This window comes from Nocardia exalbida NBRC 100660 (assembly GCF_000308575.1).
GTDB lineage: Bacteria > Actinomycetota > Actinomycetes > Mycobacteriales > Mycobacteriaceae > Nocardia > Nocardia exalbida.
Map to the genome: position 1 here is coordinate 186,176 of NZ_BAFZ01000002.1, position 25,655 is coordinate 211,830.

Sequence of the window (25,655 nt, forward strand, 5' to 3'; positions counted from 1 at the left end):
GGACCGGACGGGCGTCGTCCGGCAGGATGGAATGGGTGATGCCCCTGCACCTGCCCAAGCCGAAGATGGTCGCCACCGATGTGGACGGCACGCTCATCGATCACGACGAGCGGGTCACCGCGCGGACCAAGGCAGCGGTAGGCGCCCTGATCGCCGACGGTGTGCCGTTCGTCCTGGCCACGGGGCGTCCGCCACGCTGGATCGATCCCGTGGTGCAGGGCCTGGGTTACGCCCCGCTGTGCGTGTGCGGCAACGGTGCGGTGATCTACGACAGCGCCGCCGACCGGGTGCTGGCCAGCATGACACTGGACGTGCCGACGCTCGCCTGGCTCGCCGAGGTCGCCGAGCGGGCGTTGCCGGGCTGCGGTCTGGCGGCCGAACGCGTCGGCGAGCGCGCGCACGACGCGGTGACCCCGCAATTCGTCAGCTCGCCGCAGTACGAGCACGCCTGGCTCAACCCGGACGACACCTCGGTCGCCCGCGAGGAGGTCATCGACGCGCCCGCCATCAAGATGCTGATCCGGCTACCCGGCGCGCGCAGCTCGGACATGCGCACCGTGCTCGCCCCGCTGATCGGTGAGCGAGCCGACATCACCTACTCGACCGAGCACGGGCTCATCGAACTGTCCGCGCCGGGCATCACCAAGGCCGCCGGGCTGGCGGTGGTCGCGCAGCGGCTCGGCGTGGACGAGTCCACCATCGTCGCGTTCGGCGACATGCCCAACGACGTCCCCATGCTCACCATGGCGGGCCACGGCGTCGCGATGCGCAACGCCCACCCCGAGGCCATCGCCGCCGCCGACGAGATCGCCGAATCGAACTCCGACGACGGAGTCGCGCGAATTCTCGAACGCTGGTGGATGTAGCGGTGGTACAAAGCCGGAGCCCCCGCCGTGGCGCGGGCTCCGAATCAGTGTGACCTGCCGAGTGGTTCGCGATCAGTCCTCGGGTGAGGGATATGGGGATGCGGCTTCGGCTGGGTCGGCAACCGCGGGTGCCGGACCGTATGACGGCTCGATGGTGGCCACCTGCTGGGGTTCTGCCGGGGACGGACCGATCGGGGCGCGAGCGCCTGACTCTGTCGGAGCCTGAGTCCCTGCTGCGGGAGCGATCGGCGGAGCGGGCACAGCAGCCGGGGTGTCAGCTCGGAGCGGGGCATTGCCCGGAGCTTGGGCGGCCGGAGCTTGGGCAACACCCTGACCTGGGGCGCTGCCCGGAACCGATGCGGCCGGAGCAGGCGCGTGCGGCGGAATCGGCGCGCTCACCTGCGCCGCGACCGGGTTCCGGTGGGTTTCCTCCCGGTAGGTGTCGTTGTAGGTCTTCCACACCGTCGTGACGATGCCGGTGAGCTGGTTGAGGATCAGCGAGCCGCGTTCGAAGTCGGCGCGCAGGCCGTCCGGGACCGGGTAGGCGTTCTGCAGCGGGAGTCCGAGGATACCCGTGTCGGCGCCGAGTTGCAGGAAGCGGTCCAGGATGGTGCCGAGCACCTCGACGACCTGTCCGTCGGCCGCGGTGTAGACGTAACCGTTGGAGAATTTCGCGTACTGCCGGCCCTCGGCGGCGGGCAGCACGTCCGAGCGGACGGCGCCGAGCGGGCCGTTCGGTCCGCCGGACTGGGACCAGTGCCTGGCGATGATGTTCTCCTGCACCATGTTCAGCAGCTTCGTGGTCAGCGCGGCGAGGTTCGCCACATCGGATTCGCCGGATGCCGGGGGGCGACTGTCCTGGCCGCCGGACGCACCCGGCGTACCGGCGGCGATGTCGCGGATCCGATCCATCAGCGCGTACGCGGCGTCGCCGGGGCAGGTGGTGTTGCCGACGTCGCGGTGCGCGAAGACGACCGGCAACTGGACCGCCTCGCCCTGGGCATACGGGGTGTAGGAGGTGCCCTCGGAGACCATCGTGGTGTTGCCCTTGGGATCGAGTCCGGCGATCTTGGTGCGCCAGCCGACGAAGGCGCCGATCGCCTCGATCGCCGCCTCGCTCGGTTGCTCGGATTCGTAGTTGCCCATCAGCGCGACACCGGAGGTGTTCTCGTTGAACCCACCCGCGTGCGCACCCTGCACCGGGCGGTCCAGGCCGCCGAAGCGCCCCTCGAAGACCTGGCCGTACTTGTCGACCAACGCGTTGTAGCCGATGTCGCACCAGCCCAGCGTTTTCGCGTGATAGGTGTAGATCGCGCGGACGATTCCGGCCGACTCGGACTTGCTGTAGTCGTTGCGGCCCGCTGTGTGGTGCACGGTGACGCCGCCGAGGCCGTCGTCGTAGGTCGGTTCGTCGCAGCGGATCGATTCGTCGGCGCCCCACTGGGCGCGGGTGATCACGCTCGGTCCGCCGCCGGGCAGCGCCGCGGCGACGTTGTGCAGCGAGCCGTCGGCAGCGCCCCGACCGGGATCGATGAGCACGGCGGTCAGGTCCGCGGCCTGGGGGGCCGGGTCGTCGGAACGCGGGGCGGGTTGTCGCCCCGCGTCGTCCGCGCTGGTTGCGGGCTGTGCCACCGGCTGAACCGGGCCTGCCGCAGCCTGCTTTCGAGTGACCAGGACCTGCACCGCGTTCGTCTCGCCGACGTAGAGCGGCTCGGTGCCGTCGGTCACACCCGGGCCGGAGCGGTCGGTGCGGTGGGTGTCGACCGGTTCGGTGTCGTACCAGGGCCCCCACGTGCCGTCGGGCTGCCGAGCCCGGATCGTGGCCGCGGTGTCGGCCAACTGCCGGGCGGTGAGCGCGACCATGCTGAACGGAGTGTCGCTGGAGAGTTCTTTCACCTGTGCCCCCACTTGGCTCATCAGCTCGGGGGTCACGGCGCCGGGAGACAGCGCGGGGGTGTCGGGAGTGGTGCCCGGCTGGAGCCGCTCGGGCTCCGCGATGAAGCGCACACTGCCTTGGGAAATGGGCTGAGCTGGGGAATTCGGGCTCTCCGGCGAACGATTCGGAGTGAATTCCGGGCCGGAGGTTTGGCCGGAATTCGAGCTGGGTAGTCGCACTCCTTCCGTCAGCTCCGCGTCCGGTGGTAGCGGGCCATCCGGAATCGGAATGGACTCGGCGATCGGAAGCATGCGCAGATCGGAAAGATGCAGATCAGGCAGGCTCAACCCGGTGAGTTCGCGCAGCGGCAGCACGATATCGGGCGCCTGGGTGAGCGCGACCTCGGCGAGTTCGGCCGTTACGGCGGCCGGTTCGCTGTTGGTGGTGGTGCGGTAGTCGGTCGATTCGCCGAACGTCAGCGTGCCCAGTGGGGCAGCTACCGCGAGGGTGGTGACAACCGGGAGCACGTAGGAACGTTTCGGTTTGCGGTACCGCACGAGCGTCTCCAATCAGGTCGAACCGGGGATCATGAGTGATTCAGGGTTGCTTCCTGATGTAGCAATGATCACAATAGCCACATTTGTCACATAACTAAACCTCTGGTTGAGGATTATGTGATTGCCTGAATGTAGCTTGTTGATTGCTATCGCATCTACAGAACGTGCCGAAAAGATGGAGATCGACCGTCTGAGGAAACCACGGGAGTGAACGTATGCCTCGTAATTTGAGCACACCGAGAGCAGAACAATGCTGTTAAATGGCATTTTCTCGGAGCGATCGCGCGTCGCGCGACCGCATCGGCGACAGCTGTGCCCTCACTCGCCATCGATCGTGTTGCTAATCGGCTTCGGAATGGTCGCTGGAACACTCTTCGTGCACTCCGGCGGTCCGCTGGACGCTCCATATCGCCCTCTGGCAGGACCTGGGCACGGGCGCGGCATGAGCCAGGTGGGCGCGTTCGAGAACGCGCGAGCGGGGTGGGCAGCCGAACGCATCCTCGAGCACTACTACCCAGGCGCGACGCTCACCACCATCGCGCCCACCGCCGTCCGGGTTCGCCTCATGACGCGGGACGACTCTGCTCTCGACGCCTTCGCGGACACCGGCCTGCGCGTGGCGGGCAGGGAGGTGGCGCCCGGTCAGGTCGCGCACCTGACGCCGCAGCCGGGTGGCCGAGCGAGCGTGGTCGTTACGGCGGGCTGCGACGGTGACGTGCTGTGGCAGGCGGCGACCGACGACCCCTGGATCCGTCCCGTCGACTCCCGGCCGAACCGCCCTGCGGCGGAACATCTCACGCTGTGCGGGGGTTCGGCGTATCGCGGTGCGCTCGGCGTCGCCCTCGAGGACGGGGCGGCCCGCACGATCAACCAGGTGGACGTCGAGGACTATCTACTCGGCGTGGTCCCGGCGGAGGTGCAGCCCAACTGGGCGGACAAGGGCGCGGCGGAGGCCTTGCGCGCCCAGGCGATCGCGGCGCGCTCCTATGCCCTTGCCGAACAGCGCTATCCGTACGCGCAGACCTGTGACACCACTGCTTGCCAGCGGTATCCCGGCACTGCGCAGGAGGATCCGAGGACGGCGGCCGCCGTGTCGGCAACGGCCGGTGCGGTCCTGCTGCGCGACGGCCGGATCCTGCGCACGGAGTACTCCGCCGCGCCCGATGGCGGTAAACCCGCGGACATCCAGACCCTCGAGGTCGGCCCCGCGCCCGGCGAGTCGACCACCACCGCGCCACCCGGGGATCCGCGCAAACAGGTGGCGGTCACCGAGTCGGCGATAGATGCCGAATACCGCCGTATCGGTGGCGCGACCAGCACGATCGGTACGCCGCTCGGGCCGGAGATGATCCTGCCGCGTCGCGCGGGCACCTACCGGCTCTACACCAACGGAGTCATCATCGTGACGCCCACACTGGGCGCGCAGGTCGTGGACTACTCACGCATGTTGCAGGCGGTTCCGGAAGCGGGTGAGCCGTCACGAATCCCGCCCGGGGCGTCGCCTGGCGCTACCGCACCTGGTGTCGTCTCGCCTGGCGCGGCTCAGGCCGGCGCTATCGCCCCTGCTGGTGTGGATCAGCCCGCCACGGCGTCTCGTGGCGCTCAGCCCGGCGCTGTCCCGCCGCCCGGTGCTCAGCCCGGTGCTATCGCACCCGGTGGTGGGTCTATGTCTTCCCCAATCGCACCCCGCGATCCGGCTCGGTCCGATGCCACCGCCCCGGGTGATGGAATCCCGCCTACAGCCACCGCGCCTGGCGGTGCGGCTGAGGCGGACGTTGTCTTGCCTGGCGGTGCGGCTGAGGCGGACGTTGTCTTGCCGGACGGTGCGGCTCAGGCGGACGTTGCGTTGCCCGGCAGTGCGGCTCACCCCGGGGTTGCCTCGCGTGGTGCTAGCGGCGTCGCCCAATCCGGTGCGATCGCACCCGGTGGTGGAACACCGCTTGGTGCCACCTCCGCGCAGGGCGGTGGGGCTTAGCTCGCAAACCCCTCGCGATGATCACTACCGAGGTGTGTCGCCCAGCGGCTCGGCCGACTCGGCAGTAGTCCGACCGGTCGCTGGCGCGAGGTGCCGTCGAGTGCGGCGCGCGGCCCCTGGGGTCGATCACGTGCTCGAGCAGCAGTCGTCGATCAGCGAGCGGCCCTGTTCGGTGAGCGGGAGCCGGACGGCGCTGCGATCTTCCACGGCTCGGCGAATTCCTGCGCGTGTGCGCGGATGTCGCCGCGCTCAACGCGCACCGACGCGCACCGACGCGCACCGACGCGCACCGACGCGCACCGACGTGCGCGGACGTCGCCGCGCTCAACGCGCACCGACGCGGACCGGCGCGGACCGGCGCGCACGGTTTGCGCACGACCAGTCCCTCGGCCTCCAACCTGTGGATTCAGTGGGTGGCGACCGGTTGGCAGCTGACCGGTGGGGGCGGACCACCGGTGGGGTGGGTGGTGAGCGGCCGCACGCGCACCCGCTCCCGTGCCCGGCACGGCGATCGCGCTAAGCGGAACCCTGCTCGGCCGGACAGTCGGTGCCATCGAGGTCCCGGCTCGTTTTGTGCCGTCGCCAGTGCTGGTCGCGCCTGCCGGAGCCTGCGCCGAGCCGGAAAATCCGCTCGGATATCGGGGTTGACCTTGACGTAACGTCAACTTGCAAGCTGGTCATACCGACGAGAGAAGGAGGGAGGACAAGTCGTGGTCACCAAGGAATGGTCCATCCAAGATCTGGCGAAGGCGGCCGGTACCACCAGCCGCACGCTGCGCCACTACGGCCAGCTGGGGCTGCTGCCGCCCAGCCGGATCGGCGCCAACGGATACCGGTACTACGACCAGGCCTCCCTCGTGCGGTTGCAACGCATCCTGCTGCTGCGCGAACTCGGCCTCGGGCTTCCGGTCATCGCCGAAGTCCTTGCCGGAGAGCAGGACACCGCCGCCGCGCTGCGCACGCACCTGGACCTGCTTCGGCAGGAACAGGATCGGATCCGGCGGCTGATCGAGTCGGTGCACACCACGCTGCACAAGACGGAAAGAGGTGAACAACTCGTGGCAGCAGAAGTTTTCGACGGCTTCGACCACACGAAGTACAAAGACGAGGTGATCGAACGCTGGGGCAAGGACGCCTACGAGAGCGGTGACCGCTGGTGGCGCTCGATGTCCGACGCGGACAAGAAGACCTTCCAGCAGACCCATCTCGACATCGCCGCCGACTACGGCCGCGCGCACGCCGATGGGCTCACCCCCGGCAGCGACGAGGTGCAGGCCATCGTCCAGCGCCACTACGACTGGATCGGCATCGGCTGGCAGGGTCGTCCGGTGGTGAAGGAGGCGTTCGTCAACCTGGGCGAGATGTACGTGGCCGATCCGCGTTTCGCGGTCAACTACGACGTGCACGGTGCGGGTACCGCGGAGTTCGTGCGCGACGCGATGAAGGTCTACGCCGAGCAGCGGCTGTAGAACACAACCTTCCGACGGCCGGTACGCACGCACGCGTACCGGCCGTCGTCCGTCCGGTTGTGAACGCCGTCCAAACCACTGTGCGAGGGCGGCTTTCGGGTCGATTTCTGTCGGGAGAGGGCAGTAGGGTTCGATATCGAAGGGGGGTTCGATGAACAATTCGTTTGCTCCGCCCGGGGGACAGGGCAGTGGAGCACCGTCGACTTGGCACGCCGCGTCGGCGGTGATCGCGGCCTGTCTCGGTGCGGGCGGGATCGGTGTCGGTGCATTGCTCGGCATCGGGGAACTCAACGGCCCGGCCAGCGGAATCCCGGACGCCTCCAGGGATTTCGACGCTTGGTGGGCTGCCTCCCGTATTCGTGCGGTGCAGGAAATCTTGCTGGGGGTATCCGCGCTGCTGGCGGTGGTCCTGGTCGCCGGTGCGATCCTCCTGCTGTTCGGCAAGTCTGCTGGGCGGCCCGCGGTGCTGATCGGCTCCGCATGGGGATTCTTCGGCGGCCTGATCACGGCGACCTACGGCGGTGAGTACGGTTTGGCCGCGCGGTCGGCCGCTTCGCCCTTCTACCTGATCGTCGGGGCAGCTCTCTGCACGGTCGCGTTGGGTGCGATCGTGACCAGTCCGCTCGGTCGCCTCACTGCTTCACCCGCACCCCTGCTGCCGCGGCCCGGCCGCTCGTCTGCGGTGCCGCAGTTCGGTCTCCAGCCGCCGGTGCCGCAGTTCGGTCTCGAGCTACCGGTTCCGCAGCCCGGTGCCCAGCCACCGGCGTCCCAATTCGGCCAACACCCGCCCGCACCGCAGTCGCGACCCCCCTACTGACGCGTGGACTGCGCGCTCGGTGCCACTCGGGGCCATGGCGACAGGCCCACTAGGCCAGGTCGTCGCGCCCGAGCGCGTGCATCAGCTGGTCTTCGGTGATCGGGGGAACCGGGAGGGGATGGGCGGCCTCCGCGCGTAAGCCGTCGAGCACCAGGCCGAGGTGGCGGCGCCAGGCTTCGGGGGCGATGTGGCTGGTCGCCTCGACGATTCTGGTGTGCGACCAGGTGATGAAGGCGATGTCCTCCAGTACCCAGTCGTCCCGCAGGACCCCGGCTTCCTGGGCGCGGGTGATGATCCGGCGCATCAAGCCGTGGCCGTATTCCTGCGCCTGCGCGACGGCGCGGCTGGGGGCCACCCGCACGGCGAGTTCGCTGAGCAGACGATCGGCGGCTTGCAAAGCGCAGACCTGCTCGACCAGATAGACGAACGACTCCCAAGGGTCGTCCATGGCCAGCGCGACTTCGGCGATGCGGCCGCCCGCTTCGATACGGTCCTCCACCGCCGCCGCGATGAGGTCGTCGCGGGTGGGGAAGCGGTTGTAGAGGGTGCCGATGGCGACCCCGGCGCGGGCGGCGATCTCCTTCAGCGGTGCGTCGAGGCCGCGTTCCTCGAAGACGGCGCGGGCGGCGGTCACGAGCGCGTCCCGGTTGCGCTGGGCATCGCTGCGTAACGGCTTGTCCACAGGCCGATCCTACAAATCAGCCGTGGCAGATATGTTGAGCATGGGTTCAAGTTAGGTTACCGTCGATATCGAACTTGAACCATGTCTCAACTTAATTCTGGAGTGAAAATGACCAAGACCATCGCGATCTTCGGGTACGGCCCCGGCCTGGGCGTCGGCACCGGCCGCCGATTCGGACGCGACGGGTTCCGTGTGGCCGTCATCGGGCGCGATCCCGAGAAGGCGCGCCGACATGCCGAGGAACTGGCGGCCGAGGGCATCGAGGCCGCCGCCTTCCCTGCGGACGTGACCGTCGCCGCGCAGGTCACGGGCGTGATCGAGAAGATCGAGGCGACTTTCGGGCCGATCGATGTGGCGATGCACGGCGCGGCGGGCAACATGAGCGACCGGCTGCCCTCGACGCTGGCGGTGGACATCTCCTCCCTCGATGCGCCGCTCACGCTCAAGCTGCACTCACCGATTCTGATGACGCGGGCCCTGGCGCCGAAAATGGTGGACAGAGGCGACGGAGCGCTGCTGTTCTCCTCGGGCTCGTCCGAGCATTTCGTGGCGCCCTACCTCGCCAACTTCGGCATCGCGCTGGCCGCGCAGCGGGGCTACCTGCGCCAACTCGAAGTGGAACTGCGCGGCACCGGCGTCTACGTGGGGTTGCTCAACATCGGCGCGCTGATCGAGGGCAGCAGAGCCGCGCAGATCGTCGACGAGCACCCGGAGCTGATTCCCGACGGCCTCGAGATCGTGCGCATCAGCGGCGAAGAACTCGGCGACCACTACTGGCGGCTCTACATCGAGCGGGACAAGGTCGAGCTGGACGTCGGTTTCCCGGCCTGAGGGCTGTTGGGCGCATCCGGACGCGGGACGGCTCCTTGGCACCTCGGATCCATCCAAGGTGCCCGCGGGCACCGAGTCGATCACCGAGGAACGCGGCCCCTCGGTGACTCGCTGCCCAGAAGGGAGTTCTCTTCGTCGCGCACCGGTTCGTGGTGGCCCACCGCCACGGAGCATCGCGAACCGAGCGCGATCGCCGGCCAGGGGAGTAAACAGCCCGGCGGTTGCCCGCGGGGTCCATTCCGGCAAACATCCGGCGAAATCGGGAGGTCGGGGGCGTGAAATCGGGTGCCGCGAACGGTGCCGCTCAGCGCACTTCCTACTCCGCCCGGACGCGGCCGGGACTTCCGATACTCTGGGCTCCCGTGACCGTCGCATCGTCCCCGGGTAACTCCGTCCATTCCGCCTCACAGTTCGATCTGATCGTCGTCGGCTCCGGATTCTTCGGGCTGACCGTTGCCGAACGCGCCGCCACCGTGCTGGGTAAACGGGTTCTGGTGATCGAACGGCGACACCACCTCGGTGGTAACGCGTACTCCGAGCCGGATCCGGAAACCGGGATCGAGATCCACAAGTACGGCGCGCATCTGTTCCACACGTCGAACAAGCGGGTGTGGGACTACGTCACCCAGTTCACCGAGTTCACCGGCTACCAGCACCGCGTCTTCGCGATGCACAAGGGGCAGGCCTACCAGTTCCCGATGGGCCTCGGTCTGGTCTCCCAGTTCTTCGGTCGCTACTTCTCGCCGGAGGAGGCGCGCAAGCTGATCGCCGAGCAAGCCTCGGAGATCGAGACCAAGGACGCGCAGAACCTCGAGGAGAAGGCCATCTCGCTGATCGGCCGACCGCTCTACGAGGCGTTCGTGCGCGACTACACCGCCAAGCAGTGGCAGACCGACCCGAAGGAGCTGCCCGCGGGCAACATCACCCGGCTCCCGGTTCGCTACACCTTCGACAACCGCTACTTCAACGACACCTACGAGGGCCTGCCCCGCGAGGGCTACACGAAGTGGCTGGAGAACATGGCCGCCTCCGAGTTGATCGAGGTGCGGCTGAACACCGACTGGTTCGAGGTGCGCGAGCAGTTGCGCGCCGAGAACCCGGACGCGCCGGTCGTCTACACCGGCCCGCTGGACCGCTACTTCGACTACAGCGAAGGCGAACTAGGCTGGCGCACCATCGATTTCGAGACCGAGGTGCTGCCGGTCGGTGACTTCCAGGGCACTTCGGTGATGAACTACAACGACGCGGACGTGCCCTACACCCGCATCATCGAACCGCGCCACTTCCACCCCGAGCGCGAATACCCCGGCGACAAGACGGTGATCATGCGGGAGTACTCCCGGTTCGCGCAGACCGGTGACGAGCCGTACTACCCGATCAACACCCCGGAGGACCGGTCGAAACTGCTGGCCTACCGGGAGCTGGCCAAGCAGGAGACCGCCGCCGCGAAGGTCGTCTTCGGCGGCCGCCTCGGCACCTACCAGTACCTGGATATGCACATGGCGATCGGCAGCGCGCTGAGCATGTTCGACAACGTGCTGCACCCGCACCTGGCGGACGGTGCGCCGCTGGTCGACCAGGAGGCTTAGGAGACCGATGACCTCCCAATCCATTTTGGAAGACATGACCACCGAGACCCGCGCGAAGTCGCTGCTGCAACGCATCATCCTGCCCCGGCCGGGTGAGCCGCTGGACGTGCGCACGCTCTATGTCGAGGAGTCGCAGACCAACGCCAGGCGCGCGCACGCGACCACCCGCACGTCGCTGTCGATCGGCGCGGAGTCCGAGGTCTCGTTCTGCACCTACTTCAACGCGCTGCCCGCGAGCTACTGGCGGCGCTGGAGCATCCTGTCGTCGGTGGTGCTGCGGCTGGAACTGGCCGGGCACGGCCGGGTGGACGTGTACCGCTCCAAGGCCGACGGCTCCCGAATCCACGTGCAGGGCAGTGAGTTCGCGGTGGCGACCGGCGCCGACTCGGTGGTCGTCGAGTTCGAGACCGATCTGGCCCCGTTCGAGGACGGCGGCTGGATCTGGTTCGACATCACCACCGACACGGCGGTCACGCTGCTGTCCGGCGGCTGGTACGCGCCGATCGAGGCGCCCGGCGAGGGCAGCATCGCGGTCGGCATGCCCACCTTCAACCGGCCCACCGACGCGGTGAAGACCCTCGCCGCCCTCGGCTCGGATCCGCTGGTGCTGGAGAAGATCGCGGCCGTCATCATCCCGGACCAGGGCACCAGGAAGGTCGTCGACGAGCCCGGTTTCGCGGAATCCGCGGCGGCGCTCGGGAATCGCCTGTCCATTCACGACCAGCCCAACCTCGGCGGCTCCGGCGGATACAGCCGGGTCATGTACGAGGCGCTGAAGACCACCGACGCCGAGTACATCGTCTACATGGACGACGACATCGAGATCGAGCCGGACTCGATCCTGCGCGCGCTGGCCTTCGCCCGCTTCGCCAAGTCACCCATGCTGGTCGGCGGCCAGATGCTCAACCTGCAGGAGCGCTCACACCTGCACACGATGGGCGAGGTGGTCGACCGCGGCATCTTCATGTGGACCGCGGCGCCGAACGTCGAGTACGACCACGATTTCTCGAAGTATCCGCTCAAGGACCGGGACAATTCGAAGCTGCTGCACCGGCGCATCGACGTCGACTTCAACGGCTGGTGGACCTGCGTCATCCCGCGCGAAGTCGCCGAGAAGATCGGTCAGCCGCTTCCGCTGTTCCTCAAGTGGGACGACGTCGAATACGGGCTGCGCGCCCGCGTCGCGGGCCACCCCACCGTCACCCTGCCCGGCGCGGCGGTGTGGCATATGGCCTGGAGCGACAAGGACGACGCCATCGACTGGCAGGCGTACTTCCACCTGCGCAATCGTCTGGTGGTCGCCTCGCTGCACCTGCCGGGCAACGGGCGGGCCATGGTCGTCGATACGATCAAGGCCACTCTGAAACACCTGCTCTGCCTGGAGTACTCGACGGTCGCGATCCAGAACCTCGCCATCCGCGACTTCCTGGCAGGCCCCGAGCGGCTGTTCCAGCTGCTGCCCAGTGCGCTGGGCGCGGTGCACGAGCTGCGCAAGCAGTACCCGGACGCGGTGATCCTGCCCTCGTCCACCGAACTGCCGCTGGCCAGCCACATCGGTGTAGGGGCGGTGGGCGAGCCGGCCAACCCGATCGCCAAGGTGGTCCGCCTGGCCAAGGGCCTGGTGCACAACTTCCGTCCCGCGCACTCCGAACACCACGAGACCCCGCAGCTGAACGTGCCGACGCTGGACGCGCGCTGGTTCCTGCTCTCGCAGGTCGACGGCGTCACCGTCACCACGGCCGACGGCCGCGGCGTCGTCTACCGCAAGCGCGATCCGCGCCAGGCGCTCGGCCTGTTCAAGGAGGCCCTGCGCCTGCGCAAGGAGCTGGCCGCCCGCTTCCCGGAGATGCAGCAGCGTTACCGCGCCGCCCACCCGCAGCTGACCAGCACCGCGGCCTGGGAGAAGGTCTTCGGGATCGACACGAAGGACGGACAGCAGTGAGTCTCGGAGCGAGCGCCGCCGACGACGCGGCCGTGCAGCCGCCGTTGCACAGCGCCAACAGGCACGGCGGCCCGGTGTCCGCGCGACCGGCCAGGGCCGAGCAGGCGCCGCCGGAAGTCGCGATCATCAATGCCGTGCAGGCCACCCTCGGCAGCAAGCCGGCCGTGGTGTCCGCGGCCCGCAGCATGTCGCACTTCGGCGAGCACGCGCTCGGCTGGGTCGGCATCGCCGCCGCGGGATGGCTGGTCGACAAACCGCGGCGCAGACAGTGGGCTGGGGTCGCGGTCGGCGCGGTCGGCGCGCACGCGGCCTCGATCGTCATCAAGCGCGTTGTCCGCCGACCGCGCCCGAACGATCCGTCGGTGCAGGTCAACGTGGGGACGCCGAGCAAGTTGAGCTTCCCGTCCTCGCACGCGACCTCCACGACGGCGGCGGCCGTGTTGCTCGGCAGATTGACCGGGCTACCCTTGCCTGCGGTGCTCGTCCCCCCGATGCTGCTTTCCCGGGTGGTCCTCGGGGTGCACTACCCCTCCGACGTGCTCGCCGGTTCCGCGCTCGGCGCCGCGTCCGCCGCCGCCCTGCTCGCCGCCGAAAAGAGACTCGACAGTGACCGCACAAGAAAGAGCCTTGGTTGACATGAGTGAAGAGCCGACCGGCGCCGACCTCGCCGAGGCGGTGGTCAAGGGCCCGCCCAAGACGCTGGCCGGCGGTCTGTTCAAGGCAGTCCGTCCGCGGCAGTGGGTCAAGAACGTCCTGGTGCTCGCCGCACCGCTGGCCGCGGGGACGGCCACCGATGTGGACGTGCTCGCGCATGTCGGCATCGCGTTCGTGGTGTTCTGCATGGCGGCCTCGGGCATCTACCTGGTGAACGACGCGCTGGACGTGGAGGCAGACCGGGCGCACCCGACCAAGCGGTTCCGGCCGATCGCCGCGGGCATCGTCCCGGTGAACCTGGCCTATCTGCTGTCGGCCATGCTGCTGGCCGGGTCGATCGCGGGATCGTTCCTCGCCTCCTGGAATCTGGCCGTGGTGATGGCGGTCTACATCGGCATCCAGCTGGCCTACTGCTTCGGCCTCAAGCATCAGGCCGTGCTGGACATCTGCATCGTTTCGTCCGGGTTCCTGCTGCGCGCGGTGGCCGGTGGCGCGGCGGCCGACATCGCACTGTCGCAGTGGTTCCTGTTGATCATGGCCTTCGGCTCGCTGTTCATGGCCGCGGGCAAGCGCTACGCGGAACTGCAGATCGCGCTGGGCACCGGCGCCAAGATCCGCAAGTCGCTGGAGTACTACACGCCCACCTACCTGCGCTTCATCTGGACGCTGGCCGCGACGGCGGTCGTGGTGTTCTACGGACTGTGGGCGTTCCAGCAGGACGGCATCAAAGACACCAACTGGTTCGCGATCTCGATGATCCCGTTTACCATCGCAATCCTGCGTTACGCGGTCGACGTCGATGGTGGCGAGGCCGGGGAGCCGGAAGAGATCGCGCTGGGGGACCGCATCCTGCAGTTCCTCGCAATCGCCTGGATCGGAGCGGTAGGTGTCGCTGTCTATCTCACCTGACGAGATGCTGGTAGCGGAGCGAACGGAACACGCGGCGGAGCGGCAAGCCGATGAGCAGACCCGCTCCGCGTCGCGGTTCACGCGCCTATCCGAAGCCACGTTCGTCGGTGGGATCGCGCTCACCGTTGTTCTTTTCGCGGTCGGAGGCTGGCAGCGACGGTGGATCGCCGACGACGGCCTCATCGTGCTGCGCACCGTCCGCAACCTGCTGGCAGGCAACGGCCCCGTCTTCAACGAGGGCGAACGCGTCGAAACCAACACCAGCACCGCGTGGACCTACCTGGTCTGGTTCTTCAGCTGGCTGACCCAGGCGCGGCTCGAGTACGTGGTGCTCGGTGTCGCGCTCACGGTGTCGCTGGCCGCGGTCGTGTTCGCCATGCTCGGATCGGCGCGGCTGTGGGGTGGCGCGGGCACCGGGCTGCTGCTGCCCGCGGGCGTACTGGTCTACATCGCACTGCCCCCGGCCCGCGACTACGTCACCTCCGGCCTGGAAAGCGGCTTGGTGATCTGCTGGATCGGCCTGCTGTGGTGGCAGCTGATGCGCTGGAGCCAGGCGAAGTCGGTGCGTCTGCCCGGCCTGCTCGGACTGGTCTTCCTCGCCGGGCTCGCCCCGCTGATCCGTCCCGAGATGACCCTGGTCGGCGCGCTGGCGCTGTTGATGATCTTCTTCGCCCCCATGCCGGAGAGCAAGCTGCGGCCGATCGTGTTGCGCGCGGTGATCGTCGCGGTGGCCGGGCTGGTTCCGCTGGGTTACCAGATCTGGCGGATGGGCTACTACGGTCTGCCCTACCCCAACACCGCCGTCGCCAAGGACGCGGGCGGAGCCAAGTGGGGGCAGGGCTTCACCTACCTCTGGGACCTCGTCGGTCCGTACTTCCTGTGGGCGCCGCTGCTGGTGCTGCTGCTCGCCGGTGTGCTCGCCGCGCGCACACGGACCGCCGACGCCGGTTCGGCGGACGCGGGCGGTTGGTCGATCCAGCGGGTCCGGCAGTGGCTGCGCTCCCCGGGAGCGGTGGTCACCGCGGTCCTCGTCAGCGGTTTCCTGCTGACCCTGTACGCGCTGCGAGTCGGCGGCGACTTCATGCACGGCCGGATGCTGCTGCCGCAGCTGTTCCTGTTGCTGCTCCCGGTCGCGGTCATCCCGATCCGCGCGCCCCGGGGCGGGGTGCGCGCGGCGACCGCCGCCGATTGGTCCTTCGCGGTGATCGCCGTGGCATTCGTCGGCGTCGCGGGCTGGGCGCTGTTCGCCGCCAACACCACCGCGATCAAGACCGGCACCAAGATCACCTCCACCGGCATCGTCGACGAGCGCGTCTACTACGTGCTCAACACCGGGCACGACCACCCGATACTGGCCGAGGACTACCTGGACTATCCGCGTATCCGCGCCATGGTCGACGACATCACCGCGACCCCGAACGGCGGCCTGCTGCTGAACTCGCCCTCGTTCATGTTCTGGTATGTCGCTCCGCCGCCGCAGCCCATTCCGGACGGCGGCGCCGGGCACACGGTCTACTTCCTGAACCTCGGGATGACCAGCATGAACGTCCCCTTGGACGTGCGTGTGATCGATCCGATGGGCCTGGCCTACCCGCTGGCGGCGCACACCGACCGCCTCACCGACGGCCGGATCGGGCACGACAAGAGCCTGTACCCGGACTGGGTCATCGTGGACGCGGGCATGGTGGACAGGAAACCGTGGATGCCCTGGTATCTGGACGAGAAGTGGGTGACCCAGGCACGGACCGCGATGTCCTGCCCGGACACCCAGGCACTGCTGATCTCCTCGCGCGACCCGCTCACCTTCGAGCGGTTCCGGCACAACCTGCGTAACTCGCTGCGTTTCGCGAAGTACCGCATCGATCGAGTGCCGAAGTACGAGATCCAGCGGTGCGGACTGGCCGATCCGTTCCCGCAACCGGTCGCGCCGCGCTGAATCCGTGGCACGCACCGGGCTCGGTCATGCACGCCGACCAGGGCCTTGTGCGAGTCCGATAAAGTGGCGTACGCCGCTTTATCTCTTTTTGGTAACGCCACCGTGTCGATACCGATATACGCTACGACCGTATGCCCGGCCGTGGCGTCCATCGGTTGAGGGCATCGGCGGGTTACCGTGTGGACGGCTTGCCGCTGTCGCTGTGAAACGAAAGGTTCAAACTGATGCGAGGCGTGATCGGGCGTCGTCTTAATACTCGAAGAGCAGGGTCCTGGCTCAAGCGGTCCGTGCTGGTGTCATTGGCGGTTCTGCTACCGCTCGGGGTGTCGGTGGCAGGCCCTGCCGCCCCGGCGTCCGCCGCGTTCAACCCGGACGGTTTCGACTTCTGGGTCGATTCGGAGATGGGGCCGATCAAGTCGCGCGTCTTCCGCGCCGCCGACGGCAACACCGGGCGCGTGGTCTACGCGCTGGACGGTATGCGGGCGCGCACCGACCTGAGCGGCTGGGAGATCGATACCGAGGTCGTTCGCGAGCTGACCAAGTGGAACATCAACGTGGTCATGCCGGTCGGCGGACCGTCCAGCTTCTACGCGGACTGGAACGGTCCGAGCGATTTCTTCGGCCTGGGCAGCGCGGGGTCGTCGTCCACCGGTTCGGCGAACTCCGGCTCCGGCCTGCTGACCGGTTCCGCGGGCGGACCGGGCAAGACCAGCACCTACAAGTGGGAAACCTTCCTCACCAACAACCTGCGCTGGGCGCTGCGCGACCGGCTCGGCTTCAACCCGAACGGCAACGGCGTGTTCGGCCTGTCCATGGGCGGCAGCGCCGCGCTCACTCTGGCGGCCTACCACCCCGACCAGTTCCGTTACGCCGGTTCGTACTCCGGCTATCTGAACATCTCCGCGCCGGGCATGCGTGAGGCGCTGCGCGTGGCGATGCTGGACGCGGGCGGCTACAACATCGACGCGATGGCACCGCCGTGGGGCCCGCAGTGGCTGCGGATGGACCCGTTCGTGTTCGCGCCGCGCCTGAAGGCGAACAACACCCGCCTGTGGGTCTCCGCCGGTAGCGGTCTGCCGAGTGGGGCCGACGGTTTGAGCTTCAACACCGTCAACGCGATGGGGCTGGAAGCGCTGGCCTTGGCCAACACCCGCGCGTTCCAGGTCCGCATGCTCACCCTGGGCGCGAACAACGTCACCTACGACTTCCCGGCCGTCGGTGTGCACAACTGGAACTACTGGGCCGACGAGGTCTACCGGATGATCCCCGACCTGTCCGCCAACATCGGGTAGCTCGGCAATCCCGACGAAAAGACCGCTCCGCGCCAACGGCACGGAGCGGTCTTTTCGTCGTTTACCGGATCGTCCGGGGGTAATTCGGCAACGAATACGAAGAAAACGGGCTTCGGTAGTTGTGGTCTGGATCACCATCCAGCAACATGAAGGCATTCGTTCCCGATTGATACTCCAACGACATGCACCGAGTTCGATTCGTCCATTTCTCGGTGGACGTTGCGACCCGGTGGCCGATGAAGGCTCGGTATTGATCGCTGGAAGTTTGCTAGACGAGGCCGCTCGAGGGAAAGGTCGAATGTGATGCGTAGTGCGCGCGGGAAGCGCGGGCCCGAGGGGTCTCGAACATCCGGTTCGTGGTTGCGACGGTCCGCCCTCGGCGTCGCCGTAGCGCTGCTGTTGCCGCTCGGCACAACCATCGCGGGCACCGGCGCCACGGCATCGGCGGCCTTCGACCCCGCGGCCTTCGACTTCTGGGTCGATTCCGGCATGGGCCCGATCAAGACCCGGATCCTACGGGCGGCGGACGGCAACACCAATCGCGTCGTCTACGTGCTCGACGGCATGCGGGCGCCGGAATCGCTGAACGGCTGGGAAATCGAGACGAACATCCCCCAAGTCCTGGCGAGCCAGAACATCAACGTGGTCATGCCGGTCGGCGGCATGTCGAGCTTCTACGCCGACTGGATCGCGCCGAGCGAGTTCCTGGGCATCCCGGCGGGTAGCGGCTCGAGCACCGGTTCCGGCGGGCTGGACGGGTTCGCCGGCGGGCCGGGCAAGAGCTACCGCTACCAGTGGGAGACCTTCCTGACCAACAACCTGCGCTGGGCGCTGCGCGACCGGCTCGGGTTCAACCCGAATCGCAACGGCGCCTTCGGGTTGTCGATGGGCGGCAGCGCGGCGCTGACCATGGCCGCCTACCACCCGGACCAGTTCAGCTTCGCCGGCTCGTTCTCCGGGTACCTGAACAACTCGGCGCCGGGCATGCGCGAAGCGATCCGCGCCGCCATGCTGGACGCGGGCGGCTACAACGTCGACTCGATGGCCCCGCCGTGGAGTCCGCAGTGGCTGCGGATGGACCCGTTCGTGTTCGCCCCCAACCTGGTCCGCAACGGCACCCGCCTGTGGATCGCCGCGGCCAGTGGCCTGCCCTCGGCCACCGACCCGCCCAGCTTCAGCACCCTCAACGGCATGGGTCTGGAGAGCCTGGCACTGGCGAACACCCGCGCGTTCCAGATCCGGATGGCGACGCTCGGTGGCGGCAACGCCGTGTACTCCTTCCCGCCGTTCGGTATTCATGCCTGGAACAACTGGTCCGACGAGGCCATGCGAATGATTCCGGATATGTCGGCGAACATCGGGTGAGTTGGATTTCCAGCGCCTGCGGCGCTGGATGTTCGCGGCCCCCTTTTCGGCTCGCGCCAGAGCGGACGAGACTCGCCCCTGCGGCGCATGCGCTTCGTCCGCTCCGGCGCGAGCCGGGCCGCCAACGGCGCTCGTATGACTCGCAGCCCGGGGAGGTCGAGTGAGTGGGGATCTCGCGCTTGTGATGCACCCGTAGTTCGGGAACATTTGTTCGCGTTTGTGCAGTCGTGTTGCTTCTCGGTGAGTGGGGTGCCGTAGGGGTGAGCCCTAGGGGGTATGGGGGGTCTGGGCAGCCGAAGTCGGGGGTAGGGGGTTGGGCAGAGTAGGGGGGTTTCAGGGGCGGGTGGGGAGGGCGCAACTGCCCTAGTTTCGTTTGCTGAGAAATCGCTGTTGTAGGATCTCCAGAGCTGGAACTGTTTGCTCGCGATCATTCTCGCGGCTATCACGGCAGATCTCGGGGCCGATCACATCTCGGTCAACGGTCCTGCCGGGTCTTCGCGTCGTCGACCGGGATGCGCGGTGCGCCGGTTCGGGGGCGAGCCGGCCGCCGGGATCGCGAAGATCTCGGGTCGGTGACAGTTCCCGCCAGGAGCGCGAATATCTTGCGATCCAAGACGACATCACCGCGAGAACGCGATAAGGTCACCGCATCATTACCTTGCGCAAACGGACGGATTTCGGCCAGTGGAAAGACCTCGGATCTTGCTAAAGCCAGGACCGTCGAATATCGTCCAGCGAGCGCAAGTGTGACCAGATCGTTGTAGCGCCGTCACGGGGATCGGATTGTCGGGACCATGTCCGTGACGCGCGTCTCGTTGGCAACACGGGTGCCGCTTCGCCCTTCGGGTGGCGAGGTGGCACCACAACAGCAGAAAGAGAGCAGGATTCATGCGTTTCGGCAGGGCGGCCGCGCCGAAGAGAACAGAGTCGGGACGACGAGGCGCGCCTCGCGGTTGGCGTAATCGAATTCTGGCTGTCGGTGCCGCCGCATTGGCGCTACCGATCGCCGCGGGCCTGGCGACCCCGACGCTCGCCACCGCGGCGCCGTCGGCGCACGCGCCGGTGTTGCGAGCGCCCGCGGGTGGCTTCGAGGACCTGATGGTCCCGTCCAGCATGGGCCCGATCAAGGTCCAGGTCCAGTGGGCCGCGCGCGGCGGTAACGCGGCGCTCTACCTGCTGGACGGCCTGCGTGCCCGCGACGACCGCAACGCGTGGTCGTTCGAGACCAACGCGCTGCAGCAGTTCGGCAACGACAACATCACCCTGGTGATGCCGGTCGGCGGCCAGTCCAGCTTCTACACGGACTGGTACGCGCCGTCGAACCTCAACGGCCAGAAGACCACCTACAAGTGGGAGACCTTCCTCACCAAGGAGCTCCCGGCCTTCCTGGAGGGCTACGGCGTCTCGCGCACCAACAACGCGGTCGTCGGCCTGTCCATGGGCGGTAGCGCTGCGCTGGCTCTCGCGGCCTACCACCGCGACCAGTTCAAGTTCGCCGCCTCCTACTCGGGCTACCTGAACATCTCCGCGCCGGGCATGCGCGAGGCGATCCGCGTCGCGATGCTGGACGCGGGCCGCTTCAACGTCGACTCGATGGCCGCGCCGTGGAGCCCGCAGTGGCTGCGGATGGACCCGTTCGTGTTCGCGCCGCAGCTGAAGGGCCTGCCGATGTACATCTCGGCCGCCAGCGGTCTGCCGGGTCAGTTCGACCAGCCGAACTCGGCGGTCGGCGTGTTCAACACCGGTAACGCGATGGCTCTGGAAGCCCTCTCGCTGGTCAACACCCGCGCGTTCCAGGCTCGCCTGAGCTCGCTGGGTATCCCGGCCCGGTTCGACTTCCCGGCCGCGGGCACCCACTCCTGGAAGTACTGGGAGGGCCAGCTGTTCGCCTCCCGCAACATGATCCTGGACGCCACCGGCGCCTGGTGATCTGATCCACCTTCTCGCAGTCAGGCCGCACCGTTTCGGTGCGGCCTGAATTGCGTTCGGGGCCAGTGCTGATCGCGGGGCAGCGAACATAGTTTGCTAGGCAGCGCGTGTCTCCCGTAAACGTCGCTATAACGGGAGTACAAAGCTTCTGTGGCAGGGATTACGCGCGGTAGCTGTGGCATACGCGGGCGTCTCGTCGCTCGTTCGGCACGCGAGCGGCTGATGCTGCTCGCCACCGCACTGGTGGTCCCCCTAGCCGCGGGCACGTCCGTGGAGGCACCCGCGGCTGCGGAACCCACGGTGGCCGTGGCCGCGCCCGTGCTGGAGAAGGTCCAGTGGCTCAGCGACCGTCGCGTCGCGCTGTGGGTGACCTCGCCGTCCATGGGTGCGCCGATCCAGGTGCAGTTGCTGCTGGCCAGGGACTGGAACGCCCGCCCGGAGGCCCGGTTCCCCGTCCTGTACCTGCTCGACGGCCTGCGCGCGACCGACGACGAGAACGGTTGGACGAAGGAGGCGGGAGCGGTCGATTTCTTCGCCGACAAGAACGTCACCGTCGTGCTGCCCATCGGCGGGCAGTCCAGCTTCTACACCGATTGGCTGGAGCCGGACAACGGCCGCACCTACAAGTGGGAAACCTTCCTGACCAAGGAGCTTCCGCCGCTGCTGGAGAGCCATTGGCGGGCGACGAGCGTGCGGGGCATGGAAGGGCTGTCGATGGGCGGCACCGCCGCGATGCTCCTGGCCGCCCGCAACCCCGGCTTCGTGCGGCACGCCGCCTCGTACTCCGGCTTCTTGACCACCACGACGCTGGGCATGCCCCAGGCCATCGAGTTCGCGATGCGCGACGCGGGCGGGTTCGACTCCGCCGCCATGTGGGGTCCGCAGACCGGACCGGAGTGGGAGGCGCACGACCCGTACATGCTGGCCGACAAGCTGCGGGGCGTCAGCCTCTACATCTCCAGCGGCAGCGGCGCGATCGGCCCCTTCGACCAGGCCCTCGGCATACCCGGGGTGAGCACGAATATCGCGGGCATGGGTTTGGAGATCCTCGCGCGGCTCACCTCGCAGAACTTCGTGACCAAGCTGTCCAAGCTGGCCATCCCGGCGCAGGTGAACTATCGCCCGTCCGGCACCCACTCCTGGCCGTACTGGGACTTCGAGATGCGCCAGTCCTGGGCCCAGGCCGCCTCCGCGCTGGGCGTCGACCAGGGCAAGCCCGACTGCCAGCCGGGCGGTGCGATCGGCCCGGTGGCCGCCGCGGCGGGCTGGCTGCGCCAATGCCTCACCGGGGAGTACGCGGTGGCGGGAGGCACCGCTCAGGACTTCGCGGGCGGCCGGGTATTCCACACGCCGGGCAGCGGCGCGTATCCGGTCGGTGGTCTGTTCGGTGCGGGTTACCAGGCGGCAGGGGGACCCACCGGACCGCTCGGCCTGCCGACCGGCGAGGAGCGCGCGCTGGACGATGGTCGCGGCAAGTACCAGTCCTTCCAGAACGGCTCGCTGTACTGGACGCCGCAGACCGGCGCCCAGGTGGTCCGCGGCGCCATCCTGGAGGAATGGGGCAAGCAGGGGTTCGAACGCGGCCCCGCCGGTTATCCGGTCGCGCCGGAGATCAAGACACCGAGCCGCGACGGCGTCGTGCAAGCCTTCGAGAACGGCCCGTTCTACTACAGCGGAGCCACCGGCGTGCATCGTGTCCAGGGTCTGATCCTCGGCAAGTACGCCCAGCTCGGCTTCGAGAACAGTCCGCTCGGCTTCCCGGTCGACGAGGAACAGGCGCTGAAGGAACTGGGCCGGTTCAGCCGATTCGAAGGCGGCAACATCTACTGGAGCCCCGTCTCCGGCGCCTGGGCGGTGCGCAACGGCCCGGTGCTGGACGCCTGGCGCGAGACCGGCTACGAGAACGGCAAACTCGGCTACCCCACCGGCGACGAGTTCCCCATCTCGGACGGCATGCAGCAGAACTTCCAAGGCGGCTTCATCACGGTGCGCGACGGCAAACCGGAAGTCCACAGCCTCTGAGACGCTCGGATCGTCCGACTCCCGACGGCACCGGCCGAAGGCGCGGCGAAGCCGACCCAGCTAGCCTGGTGGGCGACCCGACCCCCGCTCAGCGACAGATCGAGGACAAGAATTCATGCATCGGACCCGTGGAAAGGTATTCGGCGTAGTCGTGGCGCTCGCCGCGACCGGCCTGCTCGCCGCGTGCGGCGACAATGATTCGACCGCGACGAGCACTCCGTCGACGCCTGCCCGCACCACGACGGCGACGACGACGTCGCCGGCCGCATCGACGCCCGCCGACACCGGTCAGCCCGCTCCCGCGCCGGAGCAGTCCACGACGACGGTGGCCCCCGAGCGTCCGCAGCCGGTACCGACCGAAGCCGTCCCGCCCGCGGACACCTCGAAGCTCACCGACAAGGACAAGCGGTTCCTGGACGAGCTGGCCAAGCAGGGTGTCACCCCGTCCACCCCGGACATCGCGCTGAGCATCGGCGCGTACGTCTGCCAGGGCACCGCCGCCGGTGCGTCCGATCAGGATCTGATGACCTTCGTCAACGCCATGGCAGGTTCCGATCCGTCCTTCGACCCGGCCAAGATGCCGGTGGAGAAGGCCGGGCAGATCTACATCACCACCGCTCGCGCCACGTACTGCCAGTGAGTTCGCGTTCCCGTTCGACCTCCCGCCGGTTCAGGCCGGCGGGATGTCTGGTCGTGATCGGCGTAGTGCTGCTGATCGTCCTGGTGGTCCTGCTGCTGTGGTATCTGCTGGCGGGGCGTCTGCGCCCGCCCGGCCCCGGCCCGAAGCCGCCGGAGCGGCCGACTTCGCAGCCGGCCAGCTGTCCCGACGTGCAGATGATCTCGGTGCCCGGCACCTGGGAGTCGAACAGCTTCGACGATCCGCACAATCCCACCGCGAACCCGGTGTCGCTGATGCTCAACGTCTCCGGTCCGATCGCCCAGCGGTTCCCCAGCGAGCGGGTGGACGTGTACACCGTTCCCTACGTCGCGCAGTTCTCCAATCCGATCGCGATCCCGCCGGACGGCCAGCAGTCCTACAACAACAGCCGGTCCGAGGGCACGGCGCGGATGGTCGACGCCATGGCCGCACGGCATCAGGAGTGCCCGTTGACCACCTACGTGCTCGCCGGGTTCTCCCAAGGTGCGGTGATCGTGGGTGACGTCGCCGCGCGGATCGGCGCGGGCGACGGCCCGGTGCCCGCCGATCTGGTGCTCGGCGTGACGTTGATCGCCGACGGACGCCGCACCGGCGAGAGCGGCCCGGGTCAGGCGATCCAGATCGGCACACCGGTGCCCGGCGTGGGTGCCGAAGTCGCGTTGAAGGGGTTGAACGTGCCCGGCATCACGATGACGGGTCCGCGTCAAGGGGGCTTCGGCGCGCTGGCCGACCGCACCTACACCATGTGCGCGCCCGGGGATCTGATCTGCGATGCGCCACGGGAGGCACTGAGTCCGTGGAACGTCCTCGGCAGCGTGAACACGCTGGTCCGGGCGGCGGGCAACCCGGTGCACACCCTCTACAACAGTTACGTCGTCGACGGCGACGGCACCACCGCGACGCAGTGGACCACCAACTGGGCGGCGGGCCTCATCGAGGCAGCGCCGCATCCGGCCCATTCGTGAGAATTCACAGCCCGTGAGATACCCCGCACCCCCTTGGCGTGACAAGCGCAACTCGAGTTGGGTAGCACGCTGTAAAGTGCGCTGGTGATCGCGACGCCGGGCACCACCGCAGCGCAGACCCCGGGCGGGCGTCGCGCCCGTATTTTCCTTACAGCCAGGAGCATGAGTTCATGACAGAAGCCGCCGCACCGGCCACCACGGCGAGCCGTGACGCGGATGCTGCGTTGTCCGCGCTGGGCACTCCGTTGCGTCCGTTCCGCTTCGCGGCGGCCGGCGAGGGAAACAAGCAGGAGGGCGGTGCGCGCAAGTTCGTGCAGACCGCTCAGCAGGCCGAGGAATACGGCTTCGACACCTTCGTGGTGCCCGATCACCTCGGTGAGCAGATCGGGCCGATCGCCGCGCTCGGCGCGCTGACCCAGGCCACCGAGAAGATCCGGCTCGGCACCTCGGTGCTGGCGAACGGTTTCCGCCACCCCGTCGTGCTGGCCAAGGACCTGGCGACCATCGACGTGCTGTCCAAGGGCCGACTCGAGGTCGGCCTCGGCGCGGGCTGGATCAAGGAGGAGTTCGACAACGCGGGCATCGCCTACGAATCGCCCGGTGTCCGGCTGGAGAAGCTGGACGAGGCGCTGACCATTCTCGACGTGCTGCTGCGCGGCCAGGAGTGCACCTTCGAGGGCAAGCACTACCAGGTCCGGGGCATCAAAGGCACCCCGAGGCCGCGGCAGGGCCCGCGCCCGCCGATCTGCACCGGCGGTGGCGGTCCGAAGATGCTGCGCCTGGCCGCCAAGCACGCCGACATCATCTCCGTCGTTCCGGTGACCACCAAGAACGGCAAGGGCCTGCTCTCCGGCATCACCATCGAGAAGGCCGTGGAAAAGGTGAATCTGATCAAGGAGGCCGCCGGTGACCGGTTCGCCGACATCGAACTGAACTGGGCCGTCACCGCGGTCGTGATCACCGACGATCGCGAGAAGACCGCGGAGATGGCGTTGTCGGCGTTGGACCGGGGACTGCACCCGAACCTGGAAGTCGATGTTCAGCTGTCCGTCGAGGACATCCTGAACTCGCCCTACGTGGCGATCGGCACATTCGAGGAGATCGCCGAGCAGATCCGCCGTGTGCGGCAGCTCACCTCGATGTCCTACGTCGGTGTATTCCCCACCCAGATGGACGCGTTCGCCCCCGTTATTCCCCTGCTGCGGGACGAGTGAGCCGGTCTTCTCTGTAACATGACTCTGGTTTGAGTACATCTAGCCGATAAGCGGTCACCGCGCAGACCGCACAAAATCTGCAGGCTGGCTCTGCACTTGGAGCACCC

At 68.0% G+C, this 25,655-nt stretch carries 19 protein-coding genes; 17 read left to right on the forward strand and 2 right to left on the reverse strand.

The features are described 5' to 3' along the window. The first annotated feature begins 26 nt into the window (after positions 1–26). The gene (locus ON29_RS01375; RefSeq protein ID WP_083863167.1) at positions 27–866 is read left to right on the forward strand and encodes a Cof-type HAD-IIB family hydrolase; all 840 of its coding nucleotides are present in this window, start codon (positions 27–29) and stop codon (positions 864–866) included. A gap of 72 nt (positions 867–938) precedes the next feature. Here ON29_RS01375 and ON29_RS01380 read toward each other — a convergent pair whose 3' ends face one another. After that, positions 939–3,299: an N-acetylmuramoyl-L-alanine amidase gene (locus ON29_RS01380; RefSeq protein WP_040864324.1), complete on the reverse strand. Its 2,361-nt coding sequence runs from the start codon at positions 3,297–3,299 to the stop codon at positions 939–941. A gap of 442 nt (positions 3,300–3,741) precedes the next feature. Between ON29_RS01380 and ON29_RS01385 the strand changes: the two genes are divergently transcribed. The 3 genes from ON29_RS01385 (at position 3,742) to ON29_RS01395 (ending at position 7,560) form a co-directional block, all read left to right on the forward strand. After that, positions 3,742–5,274 (forward strand): SpoIID/LytB domain-containing protein, encoded by a 1,533-nt coding sequence (locus ON29_RS01385; RefSeq protein WP_245548768.1) that lies wholly within the window; start codon positions 3,742–3,744, stop codon positions 5,272–5,274. A 710-nt stretch (positions 5,275–5,984) separates the two neighbouring features. Beyond that, the gene (locus ON29_RS01390; protein ID WP_040864241.1) at positions 5,985–6,743 is read left to right on the forward strand and encodes a MerR family transcriptional regulator; all 759 of its coding nucleotides are present in this window, start codon (positions 5,985–5,987) and stop codon (positions 6,741–6,743) included. 151 nt (positions 6,744–6,894) lie between these two features. After that, positions 6,895–7,560, forward strand: coding sequence for a hypothetical protein (locus ON29_RS01395; RefSeq protein ID WP_157172624.1), 666 nt, complete (start codon positions 6,895–6,897; stop codon positions 7,558–7,560). A gap of 49 nt (positions 7,561–7,609) precedes the next feature. Here the strand turns inward: ON29_RS01395 and ON29_RS01400 are convergent, their stop codons facing one another. After that, a complete protein-coding gene (locus ON29_RS01400; RefSeq protein WP_040864243.1) occupies positions 7,610–8,242 on the reverse strand; it encodes a TetR/AcrR family transcriptional regulator in 633 nt (210 codons plus the stop codon). Positions 8,243–8,350: 108 nt separating this feature from the next. On the opposite strand from ON29_RS01400, the gene ON29_RS01405 reads away from it, so the two are divergent. The 13 genes from ON29_RS01405 to ON29_RS01465 all read left to right on the forward strand — a co-directional run bounded on the left by ON29_RS01405 (position 8,351) and on the right by ON29_RS01465 (position 25,548). Next, complete coding sequence (locus ON29_RS01405; RefSeq protein WP_040864326.1) at positions 8,351–9,073, forward strand: SDR family NAD(P)-dependent oxidoreductase; 723 nt, start codon at positions 8,351–8,353, stop codon at positions 9,071–9,073. Positions 9,074–9,435: 362 nt separating this feature from the next. Beyond that, complete coding sequence (glf, locus tag ON29_RS01410) at positions 9,436–10,662, forward strand: UDP-galactopyranose mutase (RefSeq protein ID WP_040864244.1); 1,227 nt, start codon at positions 9,436–9,438, stop codon at positions 10,660–10,662. Between the two features lie 7 nt (positions 10,663–10,669). Further along, positions 10,670–12,604 (forward strand): glycosyltransferase, encoded by a 1,935-nt coding sequence (locus ON29_RS01415; RefSeq protein ID WP_040864245.1) that lies wholly within the window; start codon positions 10,670–10,672, stop codon positions 12,602–12,604. Positions 12,605–12,678: 74 nt separating this feature from the next. After that, a complete protein-coding gene (locus ON29_RS01420) occupies positions 12,679–13,239 on the forward strand; it encodes a phosphatase PAP2 family protein (RefSeq protein WP_051174779.1) in 561 nt (186 codons plus the stop codon). 1 nt (position 13,240) lies between these two features. Next, positions 13,241–14,167 (forward strand): decaprenyl-phosphate phosphoribosyltransferase, encoded by a 927-nt coding sequence (locus tag ON29_RS01425; RefSeq protein ID WP_040864246.1) that lies wholly within the window; start codon positions 13,241–13,243, stop codon positions 14,165–14,167. A gap of 4 nt (positions 14,168–14,171) precedes the next feature. After that, on the forward strand, positions 14,172–16,103 hold the full coding sequence (locus ON29_RS01430) for an arabinofuranosyltransferase AftB family protein (RefSeq protein ID WP_083863170.1): 1,932 nt from the start codon (positions 14,172–14,174) through the stop codon (positions 16,101–16,103). Positions 16,104–16,327: 224 nt separating this feature from the next. Next, positions 16,328–17,395, forward strand: coding sequence for an alpha/beta hydrolase (locus ON29_RS01435; RefSeq protein ID WP_051174760.1), 1,068 nt, complete (start codon positions 16,328–16,330; stop codon positions 17,393–17,395). 303 nt (positions 17,396–17,698) lie between these two features. Continuing rightward, positions 17,699–18,760 (forward strand): alpha/beta hydrolase, encoded by a 1,062-nt coding sequence (locus ON29_RS01440; protein ID WP_040864248.1) that lies wholly within the window; start codon positions 17,699–17,701, stop codon positions 18,758–18,760. Between the two features lie 888 nt (positions 18,761–19,648). Continuing rightward, a complete protein-coding gene (locus tag ON29_RS01445) occupies positions 19,649–20,689 on the forward strand; it encodes an alpha/beta hydrolase (RefSeq protein WP_245548770.1) in 1,041 nt (346 codons plus the stop codon). Positions 20,690–20,911: 222 nt separating this feature from the next. After that, the gene (locus ON29_RS01450; RefSeq protein WP_051174761.1) at positions 20,912–22,711 is read left to right on the forward strand and encodes an alpha/beta hydrolase-fold protein; all 1,800 of its coding nucleotides are present in this window, start codon (positions 20,912–20,914) and stop codon (positions 22,709–22,711) included. 115 nt (positions 22,712–22,826) lie between these two features. Further along, complete coding sequence (locus tag ON29_RS01455) at positions 22,827–23,351, forward strand: DUF732 domain-containing protein (RefSeq protein ID WP_040864249.1); 525 nt, start codon at positions 22,827–22,829, stop codon at positions 23,349–23,351. A gap of 47 nt (positions 23,352–23,398) precedes the next feature. After that, positions 23,399–24,334, forward strand: a complete 936-nt coding sequence (locus tag ON29_RS01460; RefSeq protein ID WP_051174780.1) for a cutinase family protein — start codon at positions 23,399–23,401, stop codon at positions 24,332–24,334. Between the two features lie 170 nt (positions 24,335–24,504). Then, positions 24,505–25,548, forward strand: a complete 1,044-nt coding sequence (locus ON29_RS01465; RefSeq protein WP_083863172.1) for an LLM class F420-dependent oxidoreductase — start codon at positions 24,505–24,507, stop codon at positions 25,546–25,548. Positions 25,549–25,655 lie beyond the last annotated feature (107 nt).